At 43.8% G+C, this 22,080-nt stretch carries 18 protein-coding genes; 5 read left to right on the forward strand and 13 right to left on the reverse strand.

Translation table 11 applies throughout. The annotated features are described in order from the left end of the window. Positions 1–7: 7 nt before the first annotated feature. The 5 genes from MPH60_RS24335 to MPH60_RS24355 all read right to left on the reverse strand — a co-directional run bounded on the left by MPH60_RS24335 (position 8) and on the right by MPH60_RS24355 (position 6,202). On the reverse strand, positions 8–1,372 hold the full coding sequence (locus tag MPH60_RS24335; RefSeq protein WP_241615873.1) for an ethanolamine ammonia-lyase subunit EutB: 1,365 nt from the start codon (positions 1,370–1,372) through the stop codon (positions 8–10). Positions 1,373–1,390: 18 nt separating this feature from the next. Then, entirely contained in the window at positions 1,391–2,797 is a 1,407-nt protein-coding gene (locus MPH60_RS24340) for an ethanolamine ammonia-lyase reactivating factor EutA (protein WP_241594225.1), read from the reverse strand. 18 nt (positions 2,798–2,815) lie between these two features. Beyond that, the gene (eutH, locus tag MPH60_RS24345) at positions 2,816–4,087 is read right to left on the reverse strand and encodes an ethanolamine utilization protein EutH (protein WP_241594224.1); all 1,272 of its coding nucleotides are present in this window, start codon (positions 4,085–4,087) and stop codon (positions 2,816–2,818) included. A 144-nt stretch (positions 4,088–4,231) separates the two neighbouring features. After that, the gene (locus MPH60_RS24350) at positions 4,232–4,816 is read right to left on the reverse strand and encodes an ANTAR domain-containing response regulator (RefSeq protein WP_241594223.1); all 585 of its coding nucleotides are present in this window, start codon (positions 4,814–4,816) and stop codon (positions 4,232–4,234) included. A gap of 9 nt (positions 4,817–4,825) precedes the next feature. Continuing rightward, positions 4,826–6,202, reverse strand: a complete 1,377-nt coding sequence (locus MPH60_RS24355) for a sensor histidine kinase (protein WP_241594222.1) — start codon at positions 6,200–6,202, stop codon at positions 4,826–4,828. Between the two features lie 275 nt (positions 6,203–6,477). On the opposite strand from MPH60_RS24355, the gene MPH60_RS24360 reads away from it, so the two are divergent. Beyond that, complete coding sequence (locus MPH60_RS24360) at positions 6,478–6,597, forward strand: DUF4023 family protein (RefSeq protein WP_048686276.1); 120 nt, start codon at positions 6,478–6,480, stop codon at positions 6,595–6,597. A 52-nt stretch (positions 6,598–6,649) separates the two neighbouring features. On the opposite strand, the gene MPH60_RS24365 is transcribed toward MPH60_RS24360, so the two are convergent. The 5 genes from MPH60_RS24365 to brnQ form a co-directional block, all read right to left on the reverse strand. Continuing rightward, positions 6,650–7,345 carry a hypothetical protein gene (locus MPH60_RS24365; RefSeq protein ID WP_241594229.1) on the reverse strand — a complete coding sequence of 232 codons (696 nt, stop codon included), beginning with the start codon at positions 7,343–7,345 and terminating at the stop codon, positions 6,650–6,652. A gap of 218 nt (positions 7,346–7,563) precedes the next feature. Further along, a complete protein-coding gene (locus MPH60_RS24370) occupies positions 7,564–9,480 on the reverse strand; it encodes a vWA domain-containing protein (protein ID WP_241594221.1) in 1,917 nt (638 codons plus the stop codon). A gap of 15 nt (positions 9,481–9,495) precedes the next feature. Continuing rightward, positions 9,496–10,362 (reverse strand): ATP-binding protein, encoded by an 867-nt coding sequence (locus tag MPH60_RS24375; RefSeq protein ID WP_241594220.1) that lies wholly within the window; start codon positions 10,360–10,362, stop codon positions 9,496–9,498. A gap of 128 nt (positions 10,363–10,490) precedes the next feature. Continuing rightward, positions 10,491–10,622 carry a hypothetical protein gene (locus tag MPH60_RS27850; RefSeq protein ID WP_272492881.1) on the reverse strand — a complete coding sequence of 44 codons (132 nt, stop codon included), beginning with the start codon at positions 10,620–10,622 and terminating at the stop codon, positions 10,491–10,493. A 118-nt stretch (positions 10,623–10,740) separates the two neighbouring features. Further along, positions 10,741–12,072 (reverse strand): branched-chain amino acid transport system II carrier protein, encoded by a 1,332-nt coding sequence (gene brnQ, locus MPH60_RS24380; protein ID WP_241594219.1) that lies wholly within the window; start codon positions 12,070–12,072, stop codon positions 10,741–10,743. A gap of 363 nt (positions 12,073–12,435) precedes the next feature. Here brnQ and MPH60_RS24385 point away from each other — a divergent pair, with 363 nt between their 5' ends. Further along, positions 12,436–13,002 carry a sugar O-acetyltransferase gene (locus MPH60_RS24385; RefSeq protein ID WP_241594218.1) on the forward strand — a complete coding sequence of 189 codons (567 nt, stop codon included), beginning with the start codon at positions 12,436–12,438 and terminating at the stop codon, positions 13,000–13,002. 42 nt (positions 13,003–13,044) lie between these two features. Here MPH60_RS24385 and MPH60_RS24390 read toward each other — a convergent pair whose 3' ends face one another. Continuing rightward, positions 13,045–13,689: an SDR family oxidoreductase gene (locus MPH60_RS24390; RefSeq protein ID WP_241594217.1), complete on the reverse strand. Its 645-nt coding sequence runs from the start codon at positions 13,687–13,689 to the stop codon at positions 13,045–13,047. 358 nt (positions 13,690–14,047) lie between these two features. Between MPH60_RS24390 and MPH60_RS24395 the strand changes: the two genes are divergently transcribed. The 3 genes from MPH60_RS24395 (at position 14,048) to MPH60_RS24405 (ending at position 15,799) form a co-directional block, all read left to right on the forward strand. Continuing rightward, positions 14,048–14,311: a CD3324 family protein gene (locus MPH60_RS24395; protein ID WP_241594216.1), complete on the forward strand. Its 264-nt coding sequence runs from the start codon at positions 14,048–14,050 to the stop codon at positions 14,309–14,311. Positions 14,312–14,470: 159 nt separating this feature from the next. Then, complete coding sequence (locus tag MPH60_RS24400) at positions 14,471–15,106, forward strand: FusB/FusC family EF-G-binding protein (RefSeq protein WP_241594215.1); 636 nt, start codon at positions 14,471–14,473, stop codon at positions 15,104–15,106. Between the two features lie 123 nt (positions 15,107–15,229). Continuing rightward, the gene (locus tag MPH60_RS24405; RefSeq protein ID WP_241594214.1) at positions 15,230–15,799 is read left to right on the forward strand and encodes an MEDS domain-containing protein; all 570 of its coding nucleotides are present in this window, start codon (positions 15,230–15,232) and stop codon (positions 15,797–15,799) included. Positions 15,800–15,984: 185 nt separating this feature from the next. Here the strand turns inward: MPH60_RS24405 and gltD are convergent, their stop codons facing one another. After that, a complete protein-coding gene (gene gltD, locus MPH60_RS24410; RefSeq protein WP_241594213.1) occupies positions 15,985–17,466 on the reverse strand; it encodes a glutamate synthase small subunit in 1,482 nt (493 codons plus the stop codon). 16 nt (positions 17,467–17,482) lie between these two features. Beyond that, positions 17,483–22,033, reverse strand: coding sequence for a glutamate synthase large subunit (gene gltB / locus MPH60_RS24415; RefSeq protein WP_241594212.1), 4,551 nt, complete (start codon positions 22,031–22,033; stop codon positions 17,483–17,485). Between the last annotated feature and the right edge of the window lie 47 nt (positions 22,034–22,080).

The following is a 22,080-nucleotide window of genomic DNA, read 5'->3' on the forward strand; positions in this document are numbered from 1 at the left end:
TCCACTCCTAATTGTTAAATATAGTTGGATCACCGGCACGCTTCGTTAATTTTCCATTCTCCATAATCTCCATCTTCTCCAGCCAAGCTTCATATAATGGGGCAGGCCGCTTATCCATCGTTTGCCTCAAAGTCGCTATATCGTGGTAACTCAAAGACTGATAGTTTAACATGCAGTCATCCCCCATCGGAGTTGCGATGATGAAATTCACACCAGCCGCCGTTAAAAGAACACCCAAGTCTTCAATATCATTTTGATCCGCCTTCATATGATTTGTATAGCAAATATCCACACCCATCGGCAGTCCATGCATTTTTCCCATGAAATGGTCTTCTAACCCGGCTCGGATGACCTGCTTGCTGTTATATAGATATTCAGGTCCGATGAATCCGACGACCGTATTGACAATGTACGGATCAAAATAGCGGGCAAATCCATAGTTTCTGGCTTCGAGCGTCACCTGATCGATTCCGAAATGAGCTTCAGCCGATAACTCGGAGCCTTGCCCCGTTTCAAAATAAAGATGCTGCGGGCCTGTGCCGGTCCCATAGGCCTTCGCGATCTCATTAGCTTCTTCGAGCAATTGTACGTTAATTCCAAAAGAGCGATTGGCCGTTTCCGTACCGGCGATGCTTTGAAAGATCATATCAGCAGGCGCCCCCTGCTGTACGGCCTTCATTTGCGTGGTCACATGCGCAAGCACACAATTTTGGGTCGGGATGTTCCACTTCTGGATGACATCCTGTGTAGCATGAAGCAGCCGCTTTACGCTTTCGACCGAATCATCGACAGGGTTGATTCCAATGAGTGCATCCCCGACTCCATAGGAGAGACCTTCTTTTAAAGAAGCCAGCATGCCATCCACATTGTCGGTCGGGTGGTTAGGCTGAAGGCGCGAAGCAAGCGTTCCTTTGTATCCGATCGTGCTATTATTCTTGGTGAGCACTTCGATTTTATTGGCTGCATGGATAAGGTCGAGGTTCGACATTAACTTGGCTGCCGCAGCAATCATTTCACTATTCAATCCCCTGCTTAATCGCTTTAAATCCTCGCCGGTCGTTTCGTCACTCAAAATATATTCACGCAGCTCGGCAACGCTCCAGTTCTTCACGGATTGATAGATGGTTCCATTGATGAGACCATCTATGATCCGCGACACCTCATCCTCTTCCGGGGAGAGCAGGGGATAGTTCCTGATGTCAGCCAAAGTCAATTCGCTAAGCACCGCTTTCGCCGCAATCCGTTCTTGGACGGAATCTGCTGCAATTCCCGCAAGCCTATCTCCTGATTTCTCTTCATTCGCTTTGGCCAGTACTTCCTTCAACGATTTGAATTGATGGATTTCCCCAAAGTATTGAGTGGATAATTTCATCGTATAATCCTCCTTTTCCTAACTGTGAAAGGTTAGTGTTTTTACTACAACCGGAACGACCCCTGTCCGCAGCAGCCTTCCTATATCCAAATAATCACCATGTTCCACTTCTGTCTGATCAATGCAGATGACCGGCAGATCCGGTTGGTTCGCTAGAATGGTTTGACCAAGTGCCTTCCCATAATCACTATCCATGACAATGATCAGAGGCTGCTGCCGATTCGGTTTTTGCATCAAAGCCTCGGTAAAAGCGACTGCGAGCCGGTGAATGTCCCGAAATGATTGATAAGGTAAATTCGTTACATAAAAGGCAAAATTAAGCCCCTCCTTTAAAGCGTCGTATATTGTGATCGCATCCTGAACAGCTTGTGCCATTTTCGCGGTTACATCATCAAGCCCGCCATGAAAATCGACCCGATAGACTGGGATATTACGAACTGGCAGATGAGAATCATTCACCTCGATGGTTGCTCCGCTGATTTCAGTTGTATGTGCGCCTGCTCCAAGAACAGTCGCCCGAACCGTTTCAACGGGCTGTTCCCACTCCCAGCCAGCCAATTCTCCATTTTCCTTAATAGAGGCCGCAAGCATCATGCCGATGTCCCGGAAGCTTTTGTCCTCCCGTTCTTGATGATAAATGCAATCACTGACACCACCCGAGAACATCAACACATCGATTCGTCCTTCCCATGATGGCTCCTTCCCCACTAAAAGAAGTTCATCTTCTTTTGTGAATGAACCAGCCAAAAACCTCGAAAGGGCCTTTGCCATTTCATTTGCGATGATTGCCCCATCACCATTCAAAGGAGAGAGCCCCTTTGATTTCAGCCATTTTCCTATTGAAGAAGCAACCTTAACCTTTGCCCCCTCCCACTCCACCAAACGGCCTCCTATATGCAGTGTGCAAGTTCCGCAAAGCATGCCAGAACGGTATACGGCAATATTCGCCGTTCCCCCGCCAATGTCTATGTTCGCTACAGTCTTTCTTGTCTTGATGGAATGTTGATAGGCGCCGGACCCCTTGGCGGCAATGATTCCCTCCAAATCCGGGCCGGCTGCCGCTACAAGGAATTCCCCCGCCGCTTTAGATAACCGGTATACCATTTCTTCTGCATTTTGTTTGGTTGCCGTTTCCCCAGTGATGATGACAGCCCCTGTTTGTATGTTATCGAACGTGATTCCCGCATTTTTGTATTCACTTTCCACCATTCTATGAACAGCAGGTATATCAATTACCGTTTCGGATACAAGCGGGGTCCTGAAAATGGGACTTCGATATAGCACTTCCTTATCGGTAATTTCGATTTTTGGCACCTGTCCGCCCCCCGCCACATTCCTAAGCGAAAGCTCGCTGATAACAAGTTTCGTCGTACTGGTGCCAATATCAATTCCTGCACTGATGATTCGTTCCACGTGTTCATACATTAAAATCACACCCCAGTTTTACACCACTTGGATTTCGTTGCTGTTTTCTTCCTCGCTTTTCGTTTTATATTCATTTATGCCGATAACCCCTGCAGCACGATCCTTTTCTTCTAATTCCAAAGCTTTCGGAACGGACAGCCAGTAAGCAAGACCGATTCCAATCGCTCCGGCAGATAGCTTTCCGACAATGATCGGTAATATCAGGGAGGGCTGAAAGTTGGCGGTAAATGATAAATGATCGCCTAATAGGAAGGCTGCACACACAGCGAAGGAAATGTTTATGACCTTATCCTTCGGCGGCATTTCTTTAACAAGCTTGAACATTGCTAATATATTGGCTACCGTGGCTAATATCCCTGCACTTCCAGCTTTGCTCAATCCGATTTTCCCGCCCATCGCTTCCAAAGGCTTGCCTGCATATTTTTGAATCAGGTAAATCATTGGAAAAGCACCTGCCAGCATGATCCCGATATACCCGGCCGTTTCCAGGGCACGAAACTGGTCTGCCTTATCGGCCATGATCGGATGGAAACCCCAAGCACCAAATACATTGGAAAACAGTCCGGTGAAAATTTCCACGATTGAAAACACGAGTACAAGTTTTATCGCGGCATCCAATATTTTTCCAAACCACATGAAACCTTTGATCATCAAATCGGGCAGGAAATATAGACCTAACGCCAGCAAGACGACAAAAATAAGAAGAGGGGAAAGATTCAGGGCAATTTTCAAATAGCTCAACGCGAATTCGTAAGTAGAATCCGCATTTGTTGAAATCACTTCGCGGATCTTCGAATTCGTTGCCACCACAAGCACGCTTGAGATAAAAGCGCCAATCGGAATCGTCAGGATTCCTGACATGACACCAAGTGCCATGTATTTATGATCACGCTTCTCCAGCATCGCAAGTCCCATTGGAATAGAGAATACAATCGTTGCCCCAGACATAAAGCCGACAATCATCGCCATGATCCAGCCTTCATATGATTCCTGCAGCTCGGCAGCTAATTGGTAACCCCCCATATCCGTTGCCAAAATCGTTGTTGCGGCGAGGGCAGGATCTGCACCGATCGCAGCGAAAATCGGGCCGCATACTGTATCGATGAACCAAGATAAATAAGGAATCGAAGCCATGATACCAGCTGCCGGGATAAATATATGGCCAACGGTATGCAAACCTTCCATGAACTGTTTCCCCAAGCCCTGCTCACTGTCTTTAATCGATGCAATAGCACCGACAACGGCACACACCATAATGATATAAATAACGAATTTACCTACCATCTCCATACATATTCCCCCTGAATTCGGATTTGATTTGGCCTATAGACTTTAAAAAAGGGTATAAAAAAGACGCCTCTTATAGCCCAAACTCAGGTTTTTCGGCAGAAATGCCTGCCTACAACCAATTTGGTCCATCAAAGCGCCATTGCTTTATCTATTTACTTGTTTTTGATCATTTGCAATGATTCGTCGTGCCACCGTCTCCATGGAAAGCTGCTTATCCATGCTTAACCTTCTCAGCTTATTGTAAGCGATTTCTTCTGTTACATTCTTCCTTTTCATGATGATTCCTTTTGCCTTTTCAATGACTTTACGATTTGTGAGCGTTTCATCCAATTGAGCATTTCGTTCCTGATACTTCTTTGTATTGGCTGCTTGCAGCAAAGCTATCTCCACTGCCGGAATCAAATTCGCCTCCGTAATCGGCTTTACAAGATAACCGACGATATTCGCCCGCTTCGCCTCGTCGATATATTCTCGCTGGCTGAATGCGGTTAAAATCAGGACCGGTATCTGAAAGGTATTGGATATCACATCGCTAGCCTTAAGCCCATTCATTTTTGGCATTTTGATATCCATCAAAACAAGATCCGGCTGTAATGCATGTGCCAATTCAATCGCCTTCTCGCCATTATTGGCATGTCCAACCACATCGAAGCCTGCATCCTTGAGCATGATCGTTATATCAAGCAGAAGTATCGATTCATCCTCCACGACCAAAATCCTCTTGACCACTTCTCCCACCTACCTCTTGTATGGAAATCTTACAGAAGCCAGGGTACCTTCTTTAATCCGATGAATCAAAAACTCCCCATCCAAATCATTTTCCACCGTCATGCGGATGATATCCAGCCCTAAAGTTGGTTTCAATGCAGGTGAATATCCAATGCCATCATCTCTAACTTGAATTTCCAATTCAGGACCATCCTTTTGCAAGCATACGGTAATCTTCCCTTCCGTCCCTTCCTTGAATGCATGCTTCACACAATTATGAATGAGCTCATTCACCACCAGCGCGACAGAAATGCCAATGTCGGAATCTATGGAATGAAACTCACCACCACTATATTCAATGCTTAGGCTTTGACGAGCTTGATCCTCCGTATGAACAATCATATCGCCTATTTTCCTAATAAGCTCCAGAAGATCCACATGGTCGACCTTACTGCTTGCCAAAATGATTTCGTAAACCGTCGAGATGCTTAACACCCGGTTCAGGCTGACCAATAAATGGGGCTTGATTTCTTCTGGGGCCCCTATCCTCATTTGCAGCCGAAGTAAACTGGCCACTGTCTGCAAATTATTCTTCACCCTATGATGAATTTCACGAATGGCTACTGATTTGCTAATCAGCTCTCTCTCTTTATCCCGCAGTTCAGTCAGGTCCCGGATGATGAAGAACGTTTCATTGGAATTCTTATTGCCCAAATGGAATTTCTTTATTTGGAAAATCTTTTTACCAATGTTCATTTCCTTCATTAGAATGTCCTCTTTTGAAGCAAGAACTTCGGCAAAGTCAGGAAAATATTCGAAAATGGATACCCCTAAGACACATTCCGTCATGCATATTTCCGATACTAAGTTAATGGCAGAAGGATTCGTATAAACAAGTCGATTTTGATTATTTATCAGGAAAATGGACTCCTCGATAAATTCAGGAACTAAGGAATTCTGTTGATCTTGCCTATCAAACTGATTTGAAGCTTCAGGTTCTTCGTCTATCACCTTTTCCATGATCAAAACGGCGATGACCCGATTGGATTCCCCCTTGATGGGAACGACACTTTGCTGGACCATTGCTCCCTCTTGAGTCAATGCCCGATTCACGAACATGTCCTTTCCGGTACGCAATACATAAAATACGGCCGGTTCGAAAGCCTCGTAGGCAAATTTCCCGACAACCGGATAATCATAAACCGAATTCACGGAATGCCCGCATGCCTCTGCGACGACAATGGCATGCTTTCCTTCACGCACCGGACAATCAATAAATACATTCGCTTTATTCAAATTGGCTATCAACGATAAATTCGTTGATAGATTTTCAAGAATTTGAATATCACTGTCCAGTAAATGAGTATGCACCTCACATAAATCGCGGACAGTCATTGTCCGTTCCATAGGCAAAACTCCAATAAACGTTTATTCATGGATATTATTATTGATTATTATAGATACCCACCCTATTTTTGTCAATATTCAAAATATTCTAATGTGATGTATTCTAACATAGATAACGATATTTAAATTATTGATCCACATTCTTATCACTTGTGGAATTAAGTCCATATATTACTACCTTTACTTTTTGCAAGGTAGCCAGATCCCTTGCTTACTCATGAATTCTGCCTGTTCTGGTTATAGTAAAAAAGAAACTAACGAAGGAGGTACTTTTCATGAAAAGTTCAAAGGAGTTTGTTGAAAGCATTCAAGAGCAGCAGAAAAAGGAAGAAGGCAATATGCGCCGTCAAGGCAATGGGAATCCCGCTCAGAAATTACCGAATAAAAAACATTAATGAAGCCCTTCTTCAAAAAATCCCAGCCTTAAATTTCAGGCTGGGATTCCTTTCACTCCGATGCACTTTTTTTCTTCTTCATCTCTTCGATTTCTTTAGAAAATGTTTCTTCTATCTCTTTTTTATTTCCATATAAAAAGAGGTTATCCCCTAATTTAATTTCATACTCATATAACTCTTTCCTGATCTTCACTTCTCCGCTTTCAATAAATAAAATATTGATGTCGGCTCCATCTGAAATGACATCAAATGCTTTGACATTGATGAATTCGGAATCCTCATAAATATCGATCTCCATGACCACGTCTTCCTCTTCTAAAAATAGGACCTCTTCTATCGGGTGTTCCCATAATTCATAATGATTGTACATTTCACTTTTCATCTTATTCGATAATCTATTATTCAGGAAAGGAGCTTTCACTAATACGACCAGTACCACCAGTATCCCTATAATGATGCTTAACTCCATCAAGCGTAGATCATCTGTAAGCAATGTACTAATCGATGAAATGATGACAGCAAGTGAGAAAGCACCAAATAAAATCAAGAACATGCTTATTTTCCTTCGAACGGGATGATCAATAATGGATTTTGACTCGTCAGTTGTAAAACCAGTACCCGTCAGCATGGAGATAACCTGAAATCTTGCCACTGTGCTTTTTAATCCGGTCAATTTCATCAAGGTAACCGATATTTCAATAACAAGAATAATGATTATAAGATAAAGCAACATAAAAAGTAAATTCATCAAAACGATCACTTCCTCATTTATGGTTTACCCTAATCCCGCCAAAAGAATCGCATTCATTTTTTCAATTCCCCTTCAATATATTCACTTATTGCAAATAACTGCCATGACAAACAAAAAAACGCAGTAAGATCCATTGAATCCTATTGCGTTTTTTACTAATATTCTAATCAAATGCATTTGCTTGTTTTAAATGACGAGTGGGGGAACTTCGTTTCTCATATGGTCTTCAGCAGCAGCTTTTTTAACAGCGGTGTAAATTGCTCTGGCAATTCTGCTACGCTTGGAATCATTAAGCGTTCTTTGCCATAAATGTTTTTCATCGTCATTTCTTCACTTTCCTCGATGCCTCCATCGGCTAAAAACAGGCCGATGACTTCTATGCCTTTTTTCCTGGCTTCTGAAACAGCAAGATGTGTATCGACAATGCCATTTTGATCATAATCGGCAGCTGCCGGCTCACCATCGGAAAACACGAGCAAGAAACGGTTTTTTTCGCGTCTTTTTTCCAATTCCATTGCGGCAACCCTGATACTGTATCCGTCCCGGTTGTCTTCCTCTGGCTCAAGCTGCATGATTTTAGCTCCTGAGTTTAGATAAAGAGAATCGGAATGGGATTGAATCACATGGAAGTAGTTTGGCTGATATCCTTCTCTCACTTCATTTGCATCTTCCCAAAATCCCACGATCGAGTGGGGGATCCTTAATTTCTTCAGCACTTCATGAAACAGGACCACCCCCCTTTTCGTTTCATCCATCTTGTTATGCATCGAAGCCGAGCAGTCGATAAGCAATGTGAATATGGCATCCATTTCATTTGAATCCTGGTTCTTTTTATAAAAAACCCGTGGATTCTCTTCAAATACAAGCGGCAGTAATTTCTTCGATAAACGGCCAAAAACCAAATCTTTTCTTGGTGCGTTCTTTTTATTTTCCAGTGTTTTTTCAATTGTACTGGAGAGTTTTCTCTTAAACGGTTCGATATCCGCAACAAACTCACGGTAGCGCTTCTCTTCCGTTAGTGTTGGAATTTTTGCTTCCTTGATCACTTGGACGACGTCTTTATTTTCTTCACCAAATGGATGTTCACCGCTTTTGCCCATATTGGTTTGTTTCTTCTCCAGCGTTTCCTGCTGATTGTATTCCTTTTGCTGACTTTCCCCTGATGAACCCTGGATCGAAGCCAGTGCTTGGTCGGCATCTTCCGCTTCCCGGGCACCGCCGCCCATCAGACTTGTTTTCGTTCCCTGCTCCAATTCAAATTGAAGAAATGTCGAATTACTCTCGCCGTTCTTATTCTCCCGGTGCCAAGTCGAGAATTTTTCATCAATGAACTCACTTTTATCTTCGTCTGCATCTTCTGTATCATCGTTCAACAGTTCATCATTTCTTGTCAGTTCATCAAATAAGGTATTTGATTTATACTTTTCCACATTTGCAATGGGGAAGATGAAATACTCATTCATCGTATCCTCGTATCCATCGTTCACACGGAAAACGATTTGCTCGCAAATCCTCGTGATATCACTGGTTTTAGTGGCTTCAAAGACAGAATGGATGAATGGTTTGAGTTTCTCCAGTTCTTCAAGCTGCCTTAGATTGGCCCTTGGAAAAATCGGATCCGGCCTGTCAGATTGAAGCAGTAAATAGATGAGGCAGTATAATTCATCCAGTGCAAAACTTCTTGTGACATTCGTCGCCAACTGGCTTTCAAAATATTGTTTAAGGTAAGCTCCCCTTACCGAAAACCATTTTTTCGTGCCTGGCCTTTCTTTCTTCACCAATTCTTCCAATCTTAAATCTTCCAGTAAAGCGAATAATTGGGCTGCAAACTTCGGCAGCGAACTTTCCCCGATGATGTCCTGATACTCTTTCATACTCTGTATTGTGGTATGATGCAGCGTACCTATCGTTCTAAGGAGCACGTCCGTTTTCAGTCCCGCTTCCTTCACTTCCTTATTGCCATTTTCCCAAAAATGGCTGGCTGTGACCTTATTTTCGACCAGATCAATGAAGGAGCCATAATTGTATTCGAATTCCAGCTCAGGAATGCCAGATAAAACAGTCGAGAGATCCTGCAGCTGTAAAAAAAGAGCCGTATCTATTATTGAATCATTGAACCGGATATACTTCATGTGGCATTCTCCTAGTTAGAATAATGTGTCAGCCAAGTTCTTTACAAACTCACGCTCCCGTTCCTCGTCCAACTTATCCACAATGGAACGAAGAATCGCCCGTTTCGGCGGGATCAACACACTCAGATCGCAAGCATCAAGCAAAGCCCTGATCGATGCCGCATCTTCAGCCACTTTCCCTTGATTCACGGCATTTATCAAATCACTCGACAGTTTAACGAACAATTCAATACTTCTTGGGTCCTTCAACTTTGTATTGGTTTCTATCAATCGCTTTAGCTGCTCCCCTTCGATATAAGGAACTTCAATTACGACAAACCTATTTTTTAACGCTTCATTCAGCGGCACTGTACCGACATACCCTTCGTTGATTGCAGCAATCACATTAAAGCCTTCTTTTGCCGTTATGACTTCATTCGTGAACGGATTCGTTATCGTCCTTCTGTAATCAAGCACACCATTGATAAGCGGCAGAGTTTCCGGTTTTGCCATGTTGATTTCATCTATATATAGGAAGTGACCGTGATTCATCGAATTGGTCACAGGTCCAGGTATGAATTCTATCACCTGTTTTTCCTCTTTGTAAGCCAACGTCTTGAAGCCCAGTAAGCTCTCGGCATCCAAGTCGACTGAGCAGTTGACACTGAACATCGGCTGGTTGAATAAATTCGATAATGTCTCGGCAAACTTTGTCTTTCCAGCCCCTGTAGGACCCTTCAAAAGGATATTCTTCCCCATGCTTAAGGCCGTGATGGCATCCACCATCAACTCCATATCGGGAGGCAAATATCCGCCGCTCCTGATCAATTCCTCAAATTGAGCAGGATTCTTTTTGCTTGCTTGTAATATATTTGCTATTTCTATTGGTAATCGATTGATCATTATGTTCCTACACCCCTTTCTGAACATTTTAAGGCTCTTTCCCATTAAAAACAAACACTAAGAAAAGGAGCTGTCATCAAGACAGCTCCCTGACCGGAGTAAAGCGAGTTTGCCCTGCATTTTTTCTTTCAGAAATCCGCTCCCTTTCGACTGTCTGCCAGCCACATCAAAGCAGGCGCCTGTGAAGTCTCGGCTAGCCAGATATTCGGCAGGAGTGTCGCAAATCTCTTATATCCAATAAGGGTTATAGTAAAAAACATGTAATTCAGTCCTGTTTTAAAATCATGGTTCGAGGTGCCTACTCACTTTTGTAGACAAACTAAGGAGCTGTCATCAAGACAGCTCCTTTCAAGATTCGATGAAAGTGAATGATATCCCTTAATAGGCTTCTTTAGGGTCACCTTTCATAAGGTAAACCATATAGCCCAATACACCGCCGATGATGGCAGGGATCACCCATCCCACCCCTACACTATATAGTGGAAGGTATTGAGTGAAAAGGTTCGACACGGCATCCATTTTAATGCCTGATGCCACTATTCCATCCATAATGCTTATGATGGCCGTTAATAATAAGCTTCCTAAATATACCTCCGATTTCCCTTTGAATAAGGAATGGAAGAACGTAAGAACGATCAAAACGATCGCCACGGGATAAAGCGCCGTTAACACAGGGACTGTAATGGAAATGAGCTTGGTCAAACCTACATTGGCAACAGCCGCACTGAAAACGGAGAAGATGACGACATATGATTTATACGATACGGCAGGCAGTAATTTATTAAAATACGTAGCACAAGCGGTTATCAAACCGATGCTTGTCGTCAGGCAAGCAGCGATTACAATCAACCCTAACAACACGGCACCAGCCGGTCCAAAAAAATGATTCGAGGCTTGAGCCAAAACGTCTCCGCCATTCCCCAGTTGACCGAGTTTTTCCACACTTGTTGCCCCCACATAAGTTATGGACGCATAAACGATCACCAACAAGGTGGCAGCTATTAAGCCGGCTTTCAGACAGTAGCCCAACACTTCTTTTCTTGATGTTATCCCTCTATCTTTGAACGCGTTGATGACGATGATCCCAAATGCAAATCCAGCCAGCGTATCCATGGTCAAATAGCCTTCTTTAAACCCCTTGAAGAAAGAATTATCTGAATAATCAGCCGATGGCGACTGGATTTCACCCATTGGGTTAATAATGGCGACCACAATGAGAATCCCGATGAAAATCAATAATAAAGGAGTTAATATTTTTCCGACGATATCGAGCATTTTTGATGGATTGATGGATAACAAACAGGCAATTCCAAAGTATATGATGGTGAATATCAGCAATGGTAAAAAGCCGACATCATTAGATAGGAAAGGTTTAATCCCTATTTCGTAGGATACACTTCCCGTTCTGGGAAGCGCGAAAAGCGGTCCCAAAGATAAATAAAGAACGACTGTGAAAATGATGCCGAATAACGGGTGTGCCCTGCTTGCAAGCGATTGAACATCATTTTTCCCCGAAAAACCAAAGGCCAATATTGTAATGAATGGCAGTCCAACACCAGTAATGATGAATCCTAAACTGGCCGACCATAAATTGGTCCCCGCGGATTGACCGAGCATGGCAGGAAAAATTAAGTTTCCTGCACCAAAAAATAAAGCAAAAAGCATTAATCCTGTTACAATGACAAAAGACATCGGTGCTTTCTGTGACATATAGAGCCCTCCATTGTTTTGTGATTATCTTAACGAAGAAAAGAGTTGTCCATCTATTTCCGGTAAAAAAAGTGACATGAACTTCGAACCATTCTACTTATCTGTTAAAATGGACCTTCATGAAACTATGAATCATCCATAACTCTCCTTACTATAAAATCCGGCGGAACGTTTGTCAAAGCTATTTCATTCATTATTCGGAAAAATCTTTCTTTTCTTACTTCTTTTCAAGAAAACGAGAGAGGCATTTAGATTCAACAGAAAAGTTGAGTAAAAAGTACTGCAATTTATTTTGCAGAAAAAATGTTTTAATATTCAGATATTTATCCAAACTATATAAAAAAAGAAACAGGAGGAGTACACATGAATACTGAAAAAGAAAAGATGGTGAGCGGGAAACCTTACATGGCCGCTGATCCGGAATTAATCAGGGACAGGGAAAATGCCAGAAAACTGACCCGGTTATACAATCAGACTACGGAAAGTCAAGGGGATGAACGGAGTGCATTGCTGAAGCGGCTTTTAGGTTCCTCTGGGCTAAATGTATATATTGAACCCACTTTCCGTTGTGACTATGGATACAACATTTCTGTCGGGGAAAACTTTTATGCTAATTTTGATTGTGTCATTTTGGATGTTTGTGAAGTGAAAATTGGCAAGGATTGCATGTTGGCTCCCGGAGTGCATATCTATACAGCCACACATCCGCTTGATCCCTTTGAACGCAGTTCTGGAGTGGAATACGGAAAGCCGGTTACGATCGGGGATCATGTATGGATTGGCGGAAGGGCCATCATCAATCCTGGCGTTACAATAGGGAGTCATTCCGTCGTCGCCTCAGGTGCCGTCGTTACAAAGGATGTTCCTGAAGGCGTTGTTGTCGGTGGAAACCCAGCGAAGGTCATCAAGCATATTGAAGGAATTAAATAAGCAGAGCCCACTCCGCCTGAGTGGCTCCGCCTCCTTTTTTCGTTAAATTTTCCTCAATGCTTCCGCGATTGCAATATCGCCAGAGATTAAATCAAAAGAACGCTTGTAGGTATTTTCCTCAGTCAATGACGCAAGAATCGTTCGAGCCACATCTTCACGGGCAATCGAACCTCTTTCCAATTCCTCGGCGGCTGTCACTTTTCCCGTTCCCGGTTCATTCACCAGACCGCCAGGCCGAATGATCGTATAATTTAAATTGCTTTGTAGCAATGCCCTATCCGCATAGTGCTTGGCCACATAATACGGTTTGATCGCTTCATTCCAGTTTTCGCGATTATTGGCCTGAAATGCACTCACCATAATGAATCGGTCGATTCCCAAGCTTTCTGCCGCTTCAATCGTTTTAACTGCACCATCCAGATCAATCAACAGCGTTTGATCAGCACCGGTGCTTCCTCCGGACCCTGCAGTAAACACGATGGCATCACAGCCTTTTGCCGCATTCGCAATCTCATCCACTGTTCCAGTTAAACTGACGACTGAAGATTCAATTCCTTTTTTCTCTAAATGCTCACTTTGTTCCTCTTTGCGAACCATTGCCCGTACACTATGATCCGGGCTGTCTTTTAATAAATCTACAAGATGTTTACCGATCTGCCCATTTGCCCCAACTACGAATACTTTCATAAAGTCAGCTCCCATAATGGTTAGTTTGGTTTCCTTTCAAATTATTTCATGGACTCAGAACATTATCAAACAATCAGCCCGCCGATTCAGCTTTAACATTGGAAAAAGTTTGGCAACCACCCTTATCTATTTTATAATAAGAACAATACGTGTTCTTCAGGAACACAAAGGGGAGGTGTAAAGATGGCAATACGAATGTTAATGCCACCTTCTGCAGCGTCTCATGCAAAGCCTAGTATTGGAGGCGATACTTTGCATGGGGTTGAATTAAGCTAAATTTAATCGCCCGCCTTATCATTTCTAATATTCGGCTTTGCACCTTATTTCATTCTTAAAAAAGAATAAGGGGCTGGCAGAAATGAAATATGTAAAAGCGACGGCCGTTTTGCCTGAAAAGCTGATCGTTGAAATTCAAAAATATGTGCAAGGTGAAACCATATATATCCCTAAACCTGAAAAGGCACATCACAAATGGGGAACCCGTTCGGGATCAAGGGAAATGATCGATGACCGAAATGCCTCTATAAAATATGCATTCAAACACGGGCATACCGTCCACCAATTAGCCGAGGAACATTTTCTCTCCGAGGAAACCATCAAGAAAATCGTTTATTCTAAATAGAATTGCAGGAGTAGCACTGATAATGATATCAGTGCTATTCGTATGCCGAGTATGTTTCTTAGTCATTTTCCCCCTTTTAAAGCAGATGCCATTTCTGTAAAGTAAAGAGAAACGGTACACTACGGCAAGTATCGAGCAACAGAAACAGGAGTGAAGAAAATGGAACCTTTTATCAGGAGCGAGCAGTACAACTTCGTAAAATCCCAAACGCAGATTCTCATAAATGGACACGCGACTGCCAACGATAAGGATGTGATCAACACCCTGAAAACAGTCGCCAAAGAACGAGTACTAGGCTTATTCAATGACTTGAGCGAAGAGCAAAAACAACTGCTGGATCCAGTGGATACCATCAAGGATCCCGCCCATGCCGAAGCCTTTCTTTTACAGGTAAAGCCATTTGTGATCCCATTTAAAGAAGTAACCGAAAAAACGATAAAAAAATTATTTCCGAAAGCAAAGAAATTGAAAGCCCCTTTGCTGGAAAACATCGATTTGAGAGAGATTACCTACTTGGGATGGGATGATCTCGGATCCGGAAAAAAATACATCATTGCACCCCATCATAATAAACTCACCGGATTGCACGGAACCATTAAACCTGCCAACAAAAAAGGGATCTGTGCCATATGCAGCCGCTTTGAAGAAGTAGGGATTTTCATGTCTGAAACAAAAGGAACCGTCCAAGGTACTTTCATTAAAAAAGGGAATTATATTTGTCTGGACAGTATGAAATGCAACCAAAACATAAGCAATTTGGATAAAATGACCGACCTAATCGAGCGGCTGAAATAATACGGAAAAGCAATCCTTCATTGGCGAAGGATTGCTTTTTTTCCTTGTTAAAAAATTCTCATTTTGTCCTGCCTATGGAATTCAAGTATAATTGAAGCGATACATGAAAGAAGGAATGATATATTGAAAAGCAAAATGAATCAGTTGTTTGAAGATCAAAAAAACATTCATGTGCTGTATTCCTATAATGAAATGGAAAATTACATCAACCAGGTTTTAAGGTATATCCAAGATGGCATCGCAGCGGGGGATTATGTCATTCTTGTTGAAAATGACCGTATTTACCCCATTATTCATAAAGAGCTGAGCACTCGATTAACGGAAGATCAAATGGAGTTCCTTCATTTTGTGAACAACTTCGATTTCTATTGTTCAAGCGGCAGTTATCATCCTCCTGCAATCGAAGAATACTTTAATAAAATGGTACAGCCCTATGTTGAAAATAAAATCTCCTTCCGATCATGGGCACATGTGGAATGGGCAACCCTGGAAGAGCCGCTGCACATCATAGAGGAATTTGAGAGAACAGTAGATGAAGCTGTAAATCAGCTGTCGTTTCCATTAATTTGTGCGTACAAAAGTGAGAGGATGCCAGACTACCTCAAAACCATATTGTTGGAAACACATCCTTATGTTCTACAAGACGATGATATCATCGTCTGTGAACAATACTTGCCAGCTAGTTTTAAATAATAATAATAAATAACACGCTTAGGAATCTCCTAAGCGTGTTGTTTCCCGTTACATTATTGATAATTTTTGAGTTCGTTACTATTTGAGTTTTGGCTTTTCACTCGTGAATTCGGGGCTTTTACTCGTGAGTACCACACCCCCACACAAATAAAGAAGCACCATAATGGCACTTCCTTTTTTTGCTTTTAAGGCAATACCGATGCGCCCATCAAGTAGCGGTCTACTTCTCGCGCTACTTCACGGCCTTCATTGATTGCCCAAACGATGAGGCTTTGCCCTCTCCTTGCATCTCCGGCAGCGAAGACCCCTTCGACATTGGTTCTGTAATCGCCATAAACGGCATCAATTTTTTGATTGATTGTTTCTACGCCAAATTGAGTTAATAGCGGCATTTCCGTTCCTTCAAATCCGATTGCGATGAATACGAATTGTGCAGGCCATACTTTTTCAGTTCCTGGAACTTCCCTGAAAATGTACATTCCGTCATCGCCTTTGATTTTTTCCATTGAGATTGTGTGCAATTCTTTAACGTTGCCATTTTCATCGGCTACAATCTTCTTTGTTTGGATTGAGTATTGACGCGGATCTGCACCGAATTTCGCTTCCGCTTCCTCATATGCATAATCAAGGGAAAATACATTCGGGTAGGCTGGCCACATATTATCGGATGTACGGGCCGTCGGAAGGATTGGATGCTTCCCGAATTGTACGACGCTCTTACATTCCTGACGAAGGGCAGTTGCGACACAGTCAGCTCCTGTATCCCCGCCCCCGATGACGATGACGTCTTTCCCCTTTGTGTCTATGAACTTGCCGTCTTCAAAATTGGAGTCAAGCAGGCTTTTAGTCGAAGTCGTCAAGTAATCCATTGCAAGGTGAATGCCTGCTGCCCCGCGGCCTTCAATTACAAGGTCACGCTGCTTTTGGGCACCTGTGCAAAGGATGACTGCATCATATTGATCTTGCAGTTCTTCGGCTGAAATATCTTTGCCCACTTCTGTATTGGTAATGAAGTCGATGCCTTCCTGGGTCAATAATTTGATCCGGCGTTCAACGACATCTTTTTCAAGCTTCATGTTCGGGATACCGTATGTCAACAGCCCGCCCGCACGGTCTGAACGCTCATAAACCGTGACCGAATGACCTGTTTGATTCAACTGGTCGGCACTCGCCAATCCTGCCGGGCCTGAACCGATGATGGCAATTTTCTTGCCGGTCCTGCTTTCAGGGATGCGAGGCGTGATCCAGCCATTTTCAAATCCTTTATCGATGATGGTCCGTTCAATGTTCTTAATGGTAACGGCAGGATCGCTTATCGCCACCGTACAAGACCCTTCACAAGGGGCCGGGCAGACGCGCCCGGTGAATTCAGGGAAATTATTTGTTTTCGATAAACGGTCCAATGCTTCTTTCCATCTGCCGCGGTACACCAAATCATTCCACTCCGGAATCAGATTATGAATCGGACAGCCCGTTGTGACCCGGTTCAATTCCATGCCCATATGGCAGAAAGGGGTGGCGCAGTCCATACACCGCGCTCCCTGTGTACTTAACTTTTCATCAGAGAAAGGAGCTGTATACTCTCTCCAGTCGTTTAAACGAGTGAGAGGATTCCGGTCTTTTGGTTTTTCTCTCGGATAATCCATAAATCCTGTTGCTTTTCCCATCTTTCTCTCCCCTTCCTTACTGCATCACAGCTTGTTTAGTGATTTTTTTATCTTGAACGGCATTTGCTTGAAATGCACTCATGATCGCTTCTTCATCCGTCAGCCCTGCATGCTTTTGCTCATTGATGCTTTTGATCATCCGTTTGTAATCCTTCGGAATGACTTTCACGAATTTCTTAGCGAAATCCTCCCAGTTCTCCAGTACATACGATGCTTTGGCACTTTCTGTATAATGAAGGTGGCTGTAAAGCATTTCTTTTACCTCGTTTGAATCATCCATATTATCAAGTGTCTCGAATTCTATCATTTCACCATTGCATAATGACTTGAATTCTTCTGCATCATCAGCAAGTACATAAGCGATGCCGCCTGACATGCCTGCCGCAAAGTTTTTGCCGACGCCGCCAAGAATGACCACGCGCCCGCCTGTCATATACTCACAGCCATGGTCTCCAATTCCTTCAACAACAACATTGACTCCACTGTTCCGTACCGCAAATCGTTCTCCCGCACGGCCATTAATGTAGGCCTCGCCGCTTGTTGCACCGTATAAGGCGATATTTCCGGCAATTACATTGTCCCCGGCCTCGATCTGATTGCCAGAAGGTGCCGTGACAATGATTTTTCCGCCAGATAAGCCTTTCCCAACATAATCATTGACATCACCTGTCAAATACATGGACATCCCTTTTGGAATGAATGCACCGAAGCTCTGGCCCGCCGATCCTGTAAAACGAAGTGTGATCGTATCTTCAGGCAACCCTTCTTCACCATAGCGTTTGGATACTTCACTGCCGACAATCGTTCCGACCACACGGTTCACGTTTGTAATCGGGAAGCTCGCATCCACCTGGGTTTGATCATTTAAAGCAGGCTCAACAACAGGTAAAATCTCACGGATATCCAAGGATTCTTCTATTTTATGGTTTTGAGGAAGTTGATACGTACGTATCCCTTCCGGTTGGAAAAGTAGTGTCGTCAAGTCCAGATGCTTCGCTTTCCAATGGTTTTGTGCCCGCTCGCTCACTTGTAAAACGTCAGTGCGGCCGACCATTTCTTCCAGTGTTCTAAAACCAAGCTCAGCCATCGTCTCCCGAACTTCCTCAGCGATGAAGCGCATGAAATTCACGACATGATCCGGATCCCCTGTGAATTTGCTGCGAAGCTCAGGGTTTTGAGTAGCCACCCCGACAGGACATGTATCCAAATGGCAAGCACGCATCATGACACAGCCAAGAACCACAAGCGGTGCTGTAGCAAAGCCGAATTCTTCCGCTCCAAGGATAGCTGCCATGACCACATCGCGTCCCGTCATTAATTTCCCATCCGTTTCAAGGACTACACGGCTGCGAAGGCCATTCAGCATCAATGTTTGGTGTGCTTCGGCAAGGCCCAGCTCCCAAGGAAGACCAGTATGTTTGATACTAGTTTTTGGTGATGCACCCGTACCGCCATCATACCCGCTGATAACGATGACATCTGCGGCACCTTTGGCCACACCGGCTGCAATCGTGCCTACGCCTGCTTTTGACACAAGCTTGACGCTGATCCTGGCATCACGGTTCGCATTTTTCAAATCATGGATCAGCTGTGCCAGATCTTCAATTGAGTAGATATCATGATGCGGAGGCGGTGAAATAAGGCCGACTCCCGGTGTGGAACCCCTTACCTCTGCGACCCAAGGATATACTTTGTTTCCAGGCAGCTGGCCGCCTTCACCCGGCTTTGCACCTTGCGCCATTTTGATTTGAAGCTCATCGGCATTAACAAGGTAATGGCTTTTCACTCCAAAACGACCGGATGCAATTTGTTTAATTCCGCTGCGGCGGTCATCGCCATTTTCATCCAGTTGGTAACGGCTAGGGTGTTCCCCGCCTTCACCGCTATTGCTTTTTCCGCCTAAACGGTTCATCGCAATCGCTAATGTTTCATGTGCTTCCTGACTCAATGAACCGAATGACATCGCGCCCGTTTTGAATCGGCTGACGATGGATTCCACGGATTCCACTTCATCTATAGAAATACTTTGGCGTTTTTGATCGAACGAGAATAAATTCCGTAAAAACCCGAGTCTCTCTTCATTCGCCAAGTTTGAATATTGCTTAAATAAATTATAATCGCCTTTCCGGCAGGCCCATTGCAGTGTATGGATCGTTTTCGGATTGAATGCATGATGTTCCCCTGTTTTTCTCCATTGAAAATCACTTCCGCTTTCAAGAGTTTCGTCAAGGGAATCAGCTGCAGCTTTTCTATGGCGAATCAACGTTTCATCTGCGATCGTTTCCAAATCGATCCCACTAAGCTGCGATGCCGTACCGCTGAAATAATGTTCAATCACATCAGCACCGATTCCGACCGCTTCGAAAATTTGCGCTCCGCGATAACTTTGAATCGTTGAAATCCCCATTTTCGACATCACTTTTACGATGCCTTCCGTCAATGAGCGTACATATTTCCTCACCGTTTCTTCGTAGCTGATGGCCAAACTGCCTTCCAATACCGCCTGCTTATATGTTTCATAAGCAAGGTACGGGTAAATCGCATCCACTCCATACCCGATCAGGGACGCATAATGATGGACCTCCCTTGCTTCCCCCGATTCAACGATAATGCTCACTTTCGTACGGTTCCCATGACGGATCAGCTCCTGATGAAGGGCGCTCGCAGCCAGCAGGGAAGGAATCGCAGCCTTTTCCTTGCCCATATCCTTGTCAGATAAAATCAAAAGGCTGATACCATCAGCGATCGCTTGTTCCGCTTCACGGCAGATGCGATCAAGTTCGCTCTCTAAATCTTCTGAAAATAGAGTGTGAATGACTTTGCTCCTGAATTCAGGATAAACATTTTCTTTCAACTGCTGCATTTGACCTGGCGTCAAAACAGGTGAATCCAATTGAATGCGGCGGCTGTTCGTTTCATCCGGTTTCAGCAAATCTCCTTCCGCACCGAGGAATGTCATCGTTGACGTGACGATCTGTTCACGAAGCGAATCGATTGGCGGGTTGGTTACCTGTGCAAAGGATTGCTTGAAATAGTTGAATAGCGATTGCGGGCGATCTGATAAGACCGCTAACGGAATGTCATTCCCCATGCTGCCCAACGGATCTTTGCCTTCGTTAATGACCGGCAGTAAATATTTTTGGACATCTTCATATGTGTATCCAAACGCTTTTTGCCTGAATAGTAAATCACTCAATGGCTCCCCTTCGAGCACAGGTTCTTCGTCACTTAATTGAACAAGCTGTTCGTCCAGCCATTGCTGGTATGGATTTTCCTGAGCCATTTCCGACTTGATCTCTTCATCAGAAACTATACGGCCTTCCTCTAAATCTATTAAAAGCATTCTGCCTGGGCTTAAACGATCTTTATATAATACATTCTCAGGCTCCACATCGATCACGCCGACTTCAGAGGAGAAAATGATGTAATCATCTTTTGTCACATAATACCTTGCCGGCCTTAAACCATTTCGATCCAGGATGGCACCGATTTGCTTGCCATTCGTAAAGGATATGGCCGTCGGTCCATCCCATGGCTCCATGAGCATGCTATGATATTCGTAAAATGCCTTCTTTTCCCTCGTCATATGCGGATTTTCCGTCCACGGTTCAGGAATGAGCATCATCGCCGCATGTGCCGGTTTACGCCCGGCAAGCACGAAGAATTCAAGTGCATTATCAAGAATCGAGGAATCACTGCCGTCTATATCCAGAATAGGCAGGACCTTTTGCAGGTCATCCCCGAATGCTTCCGAAACAAACTGCTGCTCACGCGCTTTCATCCAATTCACATTACCTCTAAGCGTATTGATTTCGCCATTATGGATCAGATAACGGTTTGGATGTGCCCGTTCCCAACTAGGAAAAGTATTCGTACTGAAGCGGGAATGCACTAAAGCGAAAGCCGAAACGAAGGACTCCTGTTGAAGGTCAAGATAAAAAGCATCCACCTGCTCCGGCGTCAACAATCCTTTGTAAACGATCGTAGCACTTGAAAGGCTGGCAAAATAAAAACGATTGCCGCGTTCACGAGCCCAGTTTTCAGCTTGTTTTCTGATAATGAACAATTTACGCTCAAAAGCTAAATCATCAGTCATCCCTTCGCTTGCCCCGATGAATACTTGGCGAATCGTCGGACATGTCTCCTTGCCGACCTCCCCGATTTTCGTTGCATCAACAGGAACCGTTCTCCAGCCTAATAACGTTTGGCCTTCTTGTTCGATGAATGCATTCAAACGAGCTTCGATTTCATTCCGTTCATCATCATTGTTAGAGAAAAAGAGCATGCCTACACCATAGCGCCCTTTTGCCGGCAAGTTCATTTCCGGGCATACCAGCCTGAAATATTCATCAGGAATCTGCACCATTAATCCTGCGCCATCTCCTGTAAGGGGATCGCTGCCTTGTCCGCCGCGATGATCTAGTTGGCACAGCATATTCAGTCCTTGTTTGACGATGTCATGTGTAGCAAGCCCTTTTAAATGAGCGTATAAACCGATCCCACATGCATCATGTTCAAATTCAGGATGGTAGAGCCCTTGTGCTTTTGGTATTTGATTGTATGTCATATTAATCGCCCCCATCGTATTCTTACACCGTTATGTCACTTACATTT

Origin of the sequence: Peribacillus sp. Aquil_B1 (assembly GCF_022603275.1) — a bacterium.
Taxonomy (GTDB): Bacteria; Bacillota; Bacilli; order Bacillales; family DSM-1321; genus Peribacillus.

Coding starts and splice junctions, on each gene's coding strand:
- MPH60_RS24395 (WP_241594216.1), top strand. CDS start 14,048: ATGAAATATGTAAAAGCGACGGCCGTTTTGCCTGAAAAGCTGATCGTT.
- MPH60_RS24365 (WP_241594229.1), bottom strand. CDS start 7,345: ATGAATTTACTTTTTATGTTGCTTTATCTTATAATCATTATTCTTGTT.
- gltD (WP_241594213.1), bottom strand. CDS start 17,466: ATGGGAAAAGCAACAGGATTTATGGATTATCCGAGAGAAAAACCAAAA.
- brnQ (WP_241594219.1), bottom strand. CDS start 12,072: ATGTCACAGAAAGCACCGATGTCTTTTGTCATTGTAACAGGATTAATG.
- MPH60_RS27850 (WP_272492881.1), bottom strand. CDS start 10,622: ATGTTTTTTACTATAACCCTTATTGGATATAAGAGATTTGCGACACTC.
- gltB (WP_241594212.1), bottom strand. CDS start 22,033: ATGACATACAATCAAATACCAAAAGCACAAGGGCTCTACCATCCTGAA.
- eutH (WP_241594224.1), bottom strand. CDS start 4,087: ATGGAGATGGTAGGTAAATTCGTTATTTATATCATTATGGTGTGTGCC.
- MPH60_RS24335 (WP_241615873.1), bottom strand. CDS start 1,372: ATGAAATTATCCACTCAATACTTTGGGGAAATCCATCAATTCAAATCG.
- MPH60_RS24360 (WP_048686276.1), top strand. CDS start 6,478: ATGAAAAGTTCAAAGGAGTTTGTTGAAAGCATTCAAGAGCAGCAGAAA.
- MPH60_RS24385 (WP_241594218.1), top strand. CDS start 12,436: ATGAATACTGAAAAAGAAAAGATGGTGAGCGGGAAACCTTACATGGCC.
- MPH60_RS24400 (WP_241594215.1), top strand. CDS start 14,471: ATGGAACCTTTTATCAGGAGCGAGCAGTACAACTTCGTAAAATCCCAA.
- MPH60_RS24370 (WP_241594221.1), bottom strand. CDS start 9,480: ATGAAGTATATCCGGTTCAATGATTCAATAATAGATACGGCTCTTTTT.
- MPH60_RS24390 (WP_241594217.1), bottom strand. CDS start 13,689: ATGAAAGTATTCGTAGTTGGGGCAAATGGGCAGATCGGTAAACATCTT.
- MPH60_RS24340 (WP_241594225.1), bottom strand. CDS start 2,797: ATGTATGAACACGTGGAACGAATCATCAGTGCAGGAATTGATATTGGC.
- MPH60_RS24355 (WP_241594222.1), bottom strand. CDS start 6,202: ATGGAACGGACAATGACTGTCCGCGATTTATGTGAGGTGCATACTCAT.
- MPH60_RS24375 (WP_241594220.1), bottom strand. CDS start 10,362: ATGATCAATCGATTACCAATAGAAATAGCAAATATATTACAAGCAAGC.